Genomic DNA, 11,447 nt, shown 5'->3' with positions numbered 1-11,447 from the left:
AAAAGTCTCCGACCGCCATAACCCCTGCCCGCTTCGTGCTCGGCCTCCTGAGGACCGCGCACGGTTTATCGATTTTTTCGCAACGTTCTTGAGAGATCGAGCCCGACAGTCCCCTCACTGAAATACCGAGGTCCTGTTAGACACTTTCCCTTAACCTAATTTGGCTCAACTTGCCGTAAATTCGCGTTAACGTCTATAGGCCCGCGATAACTCTGAGTTAATTATGAACGCCCGCAATTATCGATGTTGTTTCCGCGTGATTCTTGGAGAAGCGAGCCGTTGAGCCCCGTTGTTTCACGGGGTTCCTGGCGCGGAACTCGTTGCCGATTGACCGCAGATTGTTTTTTCGACTTCAGCCGCAAAGCTCGGGATTAAACGCCGCCAGCCGGGGTTTGCGCGCGTTCGTCGCTCGAGAAAGGCCGCCTTTAAGAGGATCATCCACGCGAACGAGCGAGTTCGTAAACTCTTCGCCGCGGCTCCGCTCGATCTCACATTGAGCCAGCAACCGAAAGATTCTCGTAAGCGAGAGCCGGCGCGGATTCGATGACTCGATATCGTCGTATGCCCGTCAGATGATAGGGGATAAGTGAAACGCACTCCCTTAATATGACTTGGTGTGCGAAATGCCTGATCGATATGGTTGTCGGTTCTGACGGAGCGCATGATGCCGACCCTTGCCAAAGCGCAATCGATTGAATCTGATTCTCCGTGGGGAGCAGCGTTCGATCAGATGTATCTGGGACTGTGCCGGGATCGGGTGTCCATCTTGATAGCTCTCGGATTCTACGCCGAACACGACCTGCCGCCCCCGGAAGAGAATTCAGACGCGATTCCAACGACAAATGAAGAAGAGGAATTACGTCAAATAGCGAGCGCGCTGACGGTCGCAGCGGCGGCGTCGGCCGCCATGCCAGCCGGTGTACTCGCCGCTACCCGTCTGACAGTTTCGAAAAACCCCGGCCTGTTCTTCACTCGCGAACTTCCGGCGCCTGTCGAGTGGGCAATTGCGTGCGACTATCAGCGCGGCGGCGAGCCCCCAGGAACGCATTGGCGAGACGTATGGGGAGACCAGGTTGCGGCTTTTCCAGGAGAAGTCGAACAACTGACCGACGTGAATATCGCGAAGGCAGCAGGCGCCGCCACCCTCGTTAAGCAAGACCCTCATCGACCTCGTCGAACGGCCGTTCCGTCAGTTCAGTCGTCTTTAGGATTTAGGGCGGCTTTCGGAACGCCTTGCCCATCACGGCCATTATCGTCGTGCGCCTGCTCAATTGGGGCGGTGTCGCCGGGCGTGATGTGCATCCAGAATGATCTCGCTTCTGGTTCGTAAGCGCGATGCGATCAGCGAAACGAGTCCGCCGAATGACGCGCGACACGACATTTGCGAGCGATCCATCTGGAACTAATTCGGCTTGTAATACAAATATAGATTCTTTGTTTTGACGTATTCATCATAATTTTGTCTATTATTTTCTGTATTGTTTATCCTTAACCAAAGGTTAACATCGTTGTTTACACAACCGAGGTTCGGTTTATCTTATCTCATCGAACTCGGAGAAAACAAGATGCGTCGTCGGCTTGGTCAGGTCCTTTCCTCAACTTTACTCTTGCTTACAGCCGGAAACGCCCGCCTCGCCGCGATAGAGAACGAACCGGCTGCCAACTCCACCGCCTTAGGTGCGGGTACCAACGTTAGCTGTTCCCGGCGTGCAACTCCGGTGGAACCAGCAGATCCTTCGGCGGATTCTTCGGTAACGGCTACGATTTCTCACAAATTCATCGCCAGCCAACGATTCAGGGAGAACACGTCACCTGCGGCGGAAGTCAAGATTTCGTGGCTTGGCGCGACTTTCATGCGCCACTTCGCCGTCAAGATCGAAGACGATACAAATGACGTGGCACTTCAAATTCATGCCTTGAACAAAGCATCAAGCGATAACCAAATCATCGCCGAACTCCATGACCGCTATGAGACTCGACTCGCCGACGTTTGGTGCTTCCTAAAACTCCAGGCGAACGGTGGAGACGGTGCGTTGCAGACCAACGCTGTACCAAACATATTTTTTGTTCGCGACGCCGCAGGCGAGCTCGGGGCGGTAGACACGATCTGGGGCGGCGCCGGATGGGAAATCGGCGCGAGCCCGGTGAGAGGTCAACGCCAATGGCCTTCCGGGTCGCGCGTCATCTCGCGCTGACGTCGCGCGCACGCCGTTTTTCGGCCTCGAATGTCTCAGTGGAGCCTGCCCGCAGCGCGAAGTCCGAAATATCGCACGGGCTCCGCGCCAGTCGTAGTAAATCCTCGCCCGGCACGAAATCGGGTCGTCACAGTGCCCGGCAACATCTCGCCTGCGCCCGAAGTGGATCGCTCCAACTCCACCGAACGCGCCAAGACGGATTGTTTGCGTAAGCGGGAATGCGCCATACCCAGACCGTCGCGTAAACGCTGTCCCCCAAGCGCTCGACATCAGGCTGTACTGTCGGCCAGAAAGCTGAACCAGCAAGAGCGAGCGTCAAAATTGACGCCGTTGAGATGATTGCCTTGCGCATCGCGCGCCTGCCCTTCGTATCGATTAGTGGGTTTTGATACCCGCAAAATTAAATGCACCACCCGTCGCCTGCGCTCTGCGCGAAGACGTCAGTGTCTGGCCTTATGAGATTTACTTGGGCGAAGTCTCGTTATCCGTAATGCGCAAGTGAAAGCAATTCAGGCAACCAACGGTCACTGAATAGCAACACTTCCGCCTACCGAAAAATCCGGAGAACTACGGCTTTCGACTTAAAGCTGATGGCGTTCTCAGCGATGCGGATCCATTGTCGACGCCGCTCATGTTCCACCGCGCGAAAAAGGGTGAACGCGCTTCGCCATGGCTTGAAGGCGCGGTGAAGGATCATGAGAACCCTGCTCACCATTATTCTTGCGGTTTTGCTGACGAGCGAGCCGACTTTGGCTCAGCATTTCTTTGCTCCCCCGGCGTCGGGACAGTCCTATACGTCCCAGAACTATTGATACTTTACGCCGCCAGTTCCCGTCATTCGGCGATCAAAATCCGGACCGGCCATCACCGCAAAAATTCCCGAGCCCGAAACTGCAACGATAAACGAGCAATACGCCAAGGGCTCGATCGTCATCGTCAACCACGAGCGCGCTTTATATTTCGTGGAGGAGCCCGGGCGAGCCACCCGCTATCCGGTCGCGATCGGCAGTCCCGTCGACCGGTGGGAGGGGTGTGCAAACGGTCACGGCCAAGCGGGAGAATCCGAAGTGGTATCCGACCGAGGACATTTAATGGGAAATGGGCGTGCCGCCGATGGTCCCGCCCGGGCCACAAAACCCGCTAGGACCCAGGGCACTATATCTGGGTGACACGCTGTACCGAATCCATGGAACGAACGGACCTGGCTCCATCGGCGGCGCCGTCTCGCACGGATGCTTTCGCATGCACAATGCCCACATTATGCAGCTCTACGACAAGGTGCACATCGAGGCTGGTGTTTATGTGGTGCCTTGAGCTTTCGTAAAATGATCGAGGTCGTTGGGTAGGCACCAGCTTCGTTTCACATCCGCGCGCCGCGAACTACAACGGCTTTCGCTCCGCCATCCCGGGCGACCGAAGTCGGTCGCCAACCCAAAAGCCGAAGAGCAGCAGTTTAGCGGCTCCCCTGGGCTGAGGGCTTACGTGTTGTCCGGTGAGAATATTCGATGGTTGCCGCAACCGGACCGGCGTCATGCCCGGAGCCTCGACGCCAGCATCCCTGGACGATTTCTCCACGCCACCGTCTGGCGACCCTGGCCGCTTTCGGACCGGCCGAAAATACATTCCGGCGGCGAACGCGATATTGAACAAAAACCAGCTGGCCACCACATAAACGAACGTTTGCAAATGATACTCCTTCGACGGCCTTCCTATCAATTCACACAAAAATTTGCGGGTAGCCGCGCGTATCTTAAGAATTAAAATAAAACACTAGGCGCCAGTTAGCTGCAGTGCAACCTATCTAAGGCAGCGAAGTTAGTGTGCCACATCAAGAAATTGATATTAGCGGCGGCCATGGTCATATCCACGGGGCTCGGTGCCCGGATTCATCGGGCGAAAGTTGGTCTCCCTGCGGAAGGTCGCTGATGTGCCAGCATTGTATTGCATGCCACGATCTCGGTGGGCGGCTACCGTCGACACTAATCCCACGAATGGAGACGTGATGTAGGGCCTCCGCAACAGCGACTGCGACTGCAACGGTCTGGCACCAAACGAGGCGATCGTCCGTCGCGGGACCGATCCCTGACTTCCTCTCGGACAGAATGAAACCGAGCCGTAAGAGCAATATCTAATATCAAGAGACAAGACGACCAATTGCGCTTGATGAAGATTAACGTTTCTTGCGCTAGCTTAATTTGATGAATCAGGAAAGACGAACACTAAAGATAAAGCGCCGGCCGGTGCGCAGGCGCCGTCATCAATCGGCTTGGGTTACGCTCGACGGCCTAACTGACCACGAGTGCCGGATCACTGATATCTCACAACATGGGGCAAGGATAAATCTTGTGCTGGAAGAGCCGGTCGCGGTTGTCTGAACAAAAATTCCGCGTCGATAAGTGGAGCCTCTGCCGAGGTTAGGCCGCCGCGCGGAGCGGCGGAAGGTTGAAGTAAGCTTGATCCGGGGTCATGTCGTCAAGACTCGAATGAGGACGTCGGCCGTTGTAAAAGTCGAGATACCGGCCGATCGAATGTCGCGCCTCGCCGACGGATTCGTAGGCTCGCAGATAGACCTCCTCGTATTTGACGCTACGCCACAGCCGTTCGACGAACACGTTGTCCCGCCAGGCCCCTTTGCCATCCATGCTGATGGCGATGCCGTGGCTGGCAAGCAGACTGGTGAACGCCGCGCCCGTGAACTGCGAACCCTGGTCGGTGTTGAAGATTTCCGGCCTGCCATGACGAGCGAGAGCACCCTCCAACGCCTCGACGCAGAAGGCCGCCTCCATCGTGATCGACAGCCGCCACGACAGAACACGACGTGTCGCCCAGTCCAGCACCACGGCGAGATAAACGAAGCCGTGCGCCATCGGAATGTACGTGATGTCCATGGCCCAGACCTGGTTCGGCCGCCTGATCTCGATGCCGCGCAGCAGATACGGATAGATCTTGTGGCCGGGCTCGGGCTTGGTGGTGCGCGGACGGCGATACAGCGCCTCGATCCCCATCCGCCGCATGAGCGTCTTCACATGCCGGCGGCCGATCTTGCACCCCTGCAAAGCCAGCAGGCCTCGCAACATACGCGAACCGGCGAAGGGATACTCCAGGTGCAGCCGATCGAGACGCTGCATGATCTCGAGGTCGGCTGAAGAGACTGGACGCGGCAGATAGTACACGCTGCCGCGGCTGACCTTCAAAATCTCTGCCTGCTTGGTGATCGGTAGATCGTGTTCACGATCGATCATCGCTTTGCGCTCAGCCATCCCGCCTTGGTGAGCGCGCCTTCTAAAAAATCGTTCTCCAGCGTCAGCTCTCCGATCTTGGCGTGCAGCGACTTCACATCGACCGCTGGCGTGGCCGGTGTCCCGCCTCCCGGTCCGAAAATCTCGGAAGCGCTTGCCTCAAGCTGCGATTTCCATGTCGTTATCTGGTTGGGATGGACGTCGAAATGCTCCGCCAGTTGGGCGATGGTTCGGTCGCCCTTGACGGCGGCCAGAGCCACCTTCGCCTTGAAGGCCGCTGAGTGGTTCCGCCGGGGTCGTCTGCTCATGGTCTCTCCTGTTCACGGCGATTATCGCCGCTGTCAGGCAGAAATTCCACTTATCGTCCTGTCCAAATTTCCGCGACCGGCTCTGGATGCCCCCATGGGAAGCCGCTTCGAGATCACATTCGTCCCCGGGACTCCGAAGCGCTCCTGCGAAGTGGTTTGGCGTCGCGGGAATGACATTGGCATTAAATTCTTGAATTGAGCGATCCGCTGATGGAAACGGCGCGAAGGTAACGAGGGTCGGAACCCGACTCGAAATCCCGTCCGTCGTCAGGGAAGAATCGGCCCGACAAGTCGACTCGCATCAGGGCCCCCGAGCCGATCATGCTGTTTTGGACGGACGCGTGACTGGCGGGCGTTAGACCGGCGACCTATCCGTTCGGCATGAGTTGCGAAACCCGGTCCTTCAATCGCGACAGCGCAAGGTGGCGATACAACCGCCGTTTGCACTGCTTGCTGCCACAGAGGCGTTCAAATTCTGTCGTCCCCCTGAGTCTGTTAATACGAAACTCTAGGCTGGAAATCGGGGCTGGAACTTTGCCGAAATAAAGCCGGAGGTTGAGCTACTTTTTGGATCGCGTCTCAAACGCTTCGTGCGTTATTTGATGTCCCTGAATGAGACCGGTGGCGTGCCCCGCCTAAAGTTCTTTTGTCATCGCCGAACGATCCTAAGAGGGTGGCGACCGCTCAACGCGGGGGGCTAGGCGTTGACAGGAGCCCCGGCGAGTCTCGTTTGGGGATCCTTTCGCCTATGGCCAGGACAGCCACGACGCGCGGTAGCTTGGCGTCGCGGCGAGCCCCGAGCCCCAAGGGATTCATAAGATGCCCAGAGGCACCACATAAGTTATTGTAAATCAATTTAAATTCCGGATCGCACTGTATTTTACATGCATCCTACCGGTACCTTACACTTACGGTGTTATCGCTGCCGCATTCGTGGAAGCGACCTGCACCGTCCGGAAGCGCTCATACACATTCGACGGTCAGCCGCCATTTGGCCGGCAGGACGAGTGAATCGTCGACCAGATTGCGGACGTTTTTGCCTGTTGCTGGGGATTTGGCCATTGCCCGTGAGCTGATAGATTTTCACTGATAATGACGCGCTGGAGGCTGATCTTCTTTGTCAGCTGGAGTTTTTCTGGCGCAGGAACGACCGGGCCGGCTGCGTGCTTTGGGCGACCTGCTCGGATACGCCGACGTCGAAGTAGCTACGCGGCCGGCCGTCCATTAATCGTCTGCCATCGCCGGCTCAACGTCGCCCTCCCCCCGCGCGCGGCGAGCTCTGGTGCTCGCCACCCTGCCCGAAACGATCGACCAGCGACAAAGTGCTATTGCGCGACGGGACGTTGGCGGGAGGTGAGTAGGCGTCATTTTTTTCTCGGCCCCCCGTTACATGGTACGTTTTGCAACAGTTACTCTCGCCGTTGCAACGTCTACTCGAAGCGCACCCCGACCGTAGCCCGGCATCGTGCAAACGCAAAGTAGCTGTTGCAACTCTCCTAGTAGTTGTTGCACCGAATCCTTGAATTTCGGAATTTCGGACCACCGACGCCGGAGGGTTTGCGCAAGCCGTTGCCCCCAGCCAGGCTTCCTCCTTGCCGGTGAGCTTGCGCTCCGCCCCAGGACGCGGATCCTCGCTCAGCGCCAGTTCCAGATTGCCTTCCACTCAATTCCCATAACGTACATTCATCTCGTGGAGGACCGGACGAATCGAAAAATGAATTAAAATCAGGCGCCGCTCGCAGCCTCAGCGCTCAAGGCTTCACCGAAAAGCAAGGCCAGTACCTGGCTTTCATCTACCCCTACTCGCACATGTTCCGATGCTCGCCCGCCGAGGCCGATATGCAGCGCCACTTTCAAGTCAGCCCGCCCTCGGTCCACCAGATGATCGTGACGCTCGAACGAAATGGCCTCATCAGGCGTCGACCCGACGTCCCCCGAAGCATCCAAATCCTCGTTGTTCTTAGTAAATATCCCCCGGCAAAGCCGGGGCTTTAGGAATGGGGCCGCTCAAAGCGGCCGGTCTAGATCCGAAACTCCATCTATGTGGCCACGTATGAAACATTCTCTCTGAAGATTCCAATTCAACCCGCCCCAACTTTTCCTACGACAGTTGGAGAACAGATACCGCTTCACTTAGCGGGGTTACAGTTTCACAGTTGCCTATCGAAAAACTCCTTTTCGTGTGCGTGGTGGCTCATGTGATGGGAGCCGATCAATAGGCAACTGCCGTAAATGTCAAACTTCTACTGCCACCCCGGCAGAGCCGGGGGGCCTCCCTTATTGGGCTAGGTGTGTGAAAAAGGTGCTGAAGCAGAACTCAAGATTGCGACAGCCATCGCCACTGCTGATCGCCGCGTTTCAGAGGTTAAGCACAAGGCCGCGGGCTATGCTATACGTCTGGGCAAGCGCAGTCGGGAGCTTGAGAACATATTGTTTGTGCACCAAGAGACGATCGCCCAACAGGAAGCTGAAATCTCAGAGCTTAGAGCGCTTACTGAAAACGGTATCTCCTTAAAGCATTCAATCTGAGTGACCGCTGCCGGTCGGCACTTAACATTATGAAGTCTGTGCCTCCACAATGCCCCCACAACAACCGGAGCCCACAGACGGCCAACTCAAGACCCACGTGAGTAACGTGCGCCTCGGACGTCACCGACCGGCACAGGCGCGCCTCACGTCGACTGGACTGGAAATTGCCTCCCCCTTTACGCATGTTCGGTGGCAGGAGCGTCCACAACTCGCCTGGCGCCTACCGGACTCTTTTCTTCAGCCGGATAGCGATAGGGACCGAGAGAGAGTATCGCGCCGCTTGCGAGAAGCGTGAACGCGCTAAACGTCCAAAGGGCGGGTTCGTAGGAATGCAGCCGTTCGAAAGCCAGACCCATCATGTAGGGTCCGACAGCCGAACCGGCGACGAAGCTGGCAAACAGGTATCCGTACAACTGCCCGAAGCGTTTCATTCCGAAATATCGGGACGTAAGGAATCCGATCATGTCAATTTCAGTGCCGGATGCCAGGCCAAGACTGATGATGCCCGCAACCGGCGAGATGGTGCTGTCGAGCAAATAGATTCCGAGGCACGGGAGCAGAAAGAAGAAGGCCGCGACAAAAGGCGCGAAGATCTTGTCAATGAGGTATCCGGATAACAGGCGCCCTGCCATCGTGGAGAGGCCAACGGCAATCATCAGCGTCGCCGCCGCCTCGGGCGAATAACCCTTGTCCGTCAAGAGAGGCACTGTGTGCACGACCATACCTTGGGTCACGGTCGAAACGAGTAACAAGGCGCAAGCGATAAGCCAGAACCGGCGGCCGCCAAGTGCCTCCCGCACCTCGAGGTCGGGCGGCCGGTCTTCGGCGGCAGAAGATTGCGCGAGCACACCGTCGGCCGCGGTCTTTGCCTCGGTCGGCTCGCGAATGAACAGAAACACTGCCGGAAACGCCACAATCAGCGTGAGCAGGCCGAGACCGGCATAGGCGGCGCGCCAACCGAGATTGCCGATGAGAAACTGGGCGTACTGGGGAATTAAGGCCGCTCCCAGACCGATCCCGCTCATCGTTATTCCCAGGGCCAGTCCTCGCCTGTCGTCAAACCAGGCAGAGACGCATTTTGCATAACCGAGAGGCCCCTGGCCCGATCCCAAAACGCCGGTGATCGCAAATAATAACATGAACACGACGACTGATTTTGGGGTCAGGGCAATGAGTGCGACGCTTGAGGCGCAAAGGACAGCAATCGGAAGCAGAACGGCCCGGACGCCCCAGCGATCCATCATTGATCCCACGAAGGGGATGGTGATCGCGGAAGAGATCGCAGCAATGCCGCCGGCGGCAGAAATGCTCGCGCGATCCCAGCCAAATTCCTGGTTCAGCGGTTTGATGAACAGGCCTAACGTGTAGAGAATTACCGGCCCTTGAGCCACCAGCATCGACAACGTTGCGCCGAAGACGATCCACCATCTGCTTCCGAAAGCTGCGCCTTGAGACATGTTCCCCTCTCCCGTCCTTCGATTCCATCGACTTTGCTCAGTGGCCGGAGTTCGACAGAGCATCTCGGGCGGCCTTTTCCGCATCGTGCTCGTATACCCACTTTCCCTGCGCCATCCATTCGCGCAGGCGCGCAGCCTTCTCCGAAGGGTTCTCGTGCTCGGAGCGATAGAGTTTGCCTGCGGCACGCGCGAGCGCCTGGACTTGGCTGGTCCGCGCAAGCCTGAGTGCCTCATAAAGCTTTAGGCGGCCGGCGACATCGACGGCGGTACATCCCTCCAGAAGCACGGCAAGCGTGATTGCGTCTTCGATTGATTGACCAGCGCCCTGGCCAACATGGGGGACCATGGGATGTGCCGCATCGCCCATGAGCGTGATGCGGCTAGTCGACCAGTACGGCAGCGGGGCACGATCGTAGATACCCCAACGAAAGGTCTCGTCGAGCGAATTGATGGTGTCCCGGACCGGCTTGTCCCAACCGGCATATTCGAGCGCCAGCGCCTTGAGGTCGCCCGGCGCAGACCAGGATTCCTCTGACTCGGTGTCGGTGGGAACGAAGGCAACCATGTTGATCAATCGGCCACCGGCGACGGGATAAAGCAGGAAGCTCCGGCCGGATCCGAGCCAAAGCGCTGGGTCCTTGAGATCGTCGGCCCACGCGAGCCGCTCGGCGGGAATCAGTCCCCGGTAGGCCATGATTCCTTCGCTTGTCGGGCGACTGTGCAGCCCGATCCCGCGTTGGACGACGGAACGAATTCCGTCAGCGCCGATCACGACGTCCGCGTCCGCAGAAGCGCCGTTCGCGAACGAAAGATGGACCCGATCGCCGTCTTCCCCAAGCTGGATGCATCGGTGACCAAGAGCGACCGTTCCTTTTGGTAATGCCGCAAACAGCAAGTTCAGGAAGTCGGCGCGATGAACGTTGTACCCCTGATCACCAAACGCGGGCGTCGCCGGCCCCGCAGGGGTGGTGATCGCGTTCCCCTGCGACGTGCGCAGCGTAATGCCGCTGATTGGCGAGCCGATCTTCCGTAGTCGATCATCGAGACCGATGCGTTTCAGCAACCGAGCGGCGTTTGGATGGATCGAGACCCCGGCTCCGATCTCCCGGAGAACCTCGGCCTGCTCGAATACGGTTGCATCGAGACCTCTCGCCCGAAGCGCGAGCGCAGCGGTCAGACCTCCGATACCACCGCCGACAATTACGATGTGAAGCGAACCAGGCATTACTCTCAGACCCTTGCTGTTAACCGCAATCACGGACCAGGCGATGTTGCCGAGCGGTTTGCGGCTTATCCGCGGGAACACTTGGCCGATGCGCCTAGAGGAATTGGTCGGGCCGGCGATGGCATGCCCGCGCACGATTCGATGCCAGCCAAATACGTCGACGGACGGACCCAGCATGACGCGACATGCGGACGGCGACTGCCTCCTCCCGGAGCCTTGGTCAGTGCATTACGACTTTTCGAACGGAAGCATCGAACTCAAAGCCGTGGCATTTCAGCTTGTCTTTAGCACCACGTTATTATACTATACGTCTGTAAAGTTTATTCAAGAGAAAAATGAAGCTGGAATCCGGGGTGATGCAACGCAGGCCCAGGTGGTTGCGCGCCGGGCGGCCGCCGCCACCATCCGTTCAATTGAGGGGAATCCGTCGAAGCGGCCAGGACTTCTGGTCTGGCCGCTTCGTTGGCGGCGGCCTATTTCCAAGTGGACCTAAT

9 protein-coding genes and 1 pseudogene are annotated in these 11,447 nt (G+C 57.8%); 6 read left to right on the top strand and 4 right to left on the bottom strand.

All coding sequences use genetic code 11. The features are described 5' to 3' along the window. Positions 1 to 664: 664 nt before the first annotated feature. The 3 genes from V1289_RS40765 to V1289_RS50055 all read left to right on the top strand — a co-directional run bounded on the left by V1289_RS40765 (position 665) and on the right by V1289_RS50055 (position 3,509). Positions 665 to 1,330, top strand: a complete 666-nt coding sequence (locus tag V1289_RS40765) for a hypothetical protein (RefSeq protein WP_334404860.1) — start codon at positions 665 to 667, stop codon at positions 1,328 to 1,330. Between the two features lie 178 nt (positions 1,331 to 1,508). Continuing rightward, positions 1,509 to 2,195 carry a hypothetical protein gene (locus tag V1289_RS40760; protein ID WP_334404858.1) on the top strand — a complete coding sequence of 229 codons (687 nt, stop codon included), beginning with the start codon at positions 1,509 to 1,511 and terminating at the stop codon, positions 2,193 to 2,195. A 1,098-nt stretch (positions 2,196 to 3,293) separates the two neighbouring features. Beyond that, positions 3,294 to 3,509, top strand: coding sequence for a L,D-transpeptidase (locus V1289_RS50055; RefSeq protein WP_442896131.1), 216 nt, complete (start codon positions 3,294 to 3,296; stop codon positions 3,507 to 3,509). 1,100 nt (positions 3,510 to 4,609) lie between these two features. On the opposite strand, the gene V1289_RS40755 is transcribed toward V1289_RS50055, so the two are convergent. After that, positions 4,610 to 5,742, bottom strand: a protein-coding gene (locus V1289_RS40755) for an IS3 family transposase (protein WP_334396741.1) whose coding sequence is annotated in 2 segments (ribosomal slippage) — positions 4,610 to 5,487 and positions 5,487 to 5,742 — 1,134 coding nt in all. Because the reading frame shifts where the segments join, the coding sequence is not laid out codon by codon here. 1,549 nt (positions 5,743 to 7,291) lie between these two features. Then, positions 7,292 to 7,405: pseudogene (locus V1289_RS50050) on the bottom strand (IS630 family transposase); the annotation flags it as partial. 119 nt (positions 7,406 to 7,524) lie between these two features. Here V1289_RS50050 and V1289_RS40750 point away from each other — a divergent pair. Together V1289_RS40750 and V1289_RS40745 are read left to right on the top strand one after the other, a co-directional pair. Beyond that, positions 7,525 to 7,737, top strand: coding sequence for a helix-turn-helix domain-containing protein (locus tag V1289_RS40750; RefSeq protein ID WP_334407871.1), 213 nt, complete (start codon positions 7,525 to 7,527; stop codon positions 7,735 to 7,737). A 294-nt stretch (positions 7,738 to 8,031) separates the two neighbouring features. Further along, a complete protein-coding gene (locus V1289_RS40745) occupies positions 8,032 to 8,271 on the top strand; it encodes a hypothetical protein (RefSeq protein ID WP_334404856.1) in 240 nt (79 codons plus the stop codon). A 176-nt stretch (positions 8,272 to 8,447) separates the two neighbouring features. Here the strand turns inward: V1289_RS40745 and V1289_RS40740 are convergent, their stop codons facing one another. Together V1289_RS40740 and V1289_RS40735 are read right to left on the bottom strand one after the other, a co-directional pair. Further along, positions 8,448 to 9,728: an MFS transporter gene (locus V1289_RS40740; protein ID WP_334404854.1), complete on the bottom strand. Its 1,281-nt coding sequence runs from the start codon at positions 9,726 to 9,728 to the stop codon at positions 8,448 to 8,450. 37 nt (positions 9,729 to 9,765) lie between these two features. Then, positions 9,766 to 10,953, bottom strand: coding sequence for an FAD-dependent monooxygenase (locus V1289_RS40735; RefSeq protein WP_334404853.1), 1,188 nt, complete (start codon positions 10,951 to 10,953; stop codon positions 9,766 to 9,768). 223 nt (positions 10,954 to 11,176) lie between these two features. Here V1289_RS40735 and V1289_RS40730 point away from each other — a divergent pair, with 223 nt between their 5' ends. After that, positions 11,177 to 11,446, top strand: a complete 270-nt coding sequence (locus V1289_RS40730; protein ID WP_334404852.1) for a hypothetical protein — start codon at positions 11,177 to 11,179, stop codon at positions 11,444 to 11,446. Position 11,447 lies beyond the last annotated feature (1 nt).

The organism is Bradyrhizobium sp. AZCC 2289, from assembly GCF_036924615.1.
Classification (GTDB): Bacteria; Pseudomonadota; Alphaproteobacteria; order Rhizobiales; family Xanthobacteraceae; genus Bradyrhizobium.
The sequence above is the reverse complement of the archived record's forward strand: the minus strand, read 5'-3'. Positions and strand labels throughout refer to the sequence as shown.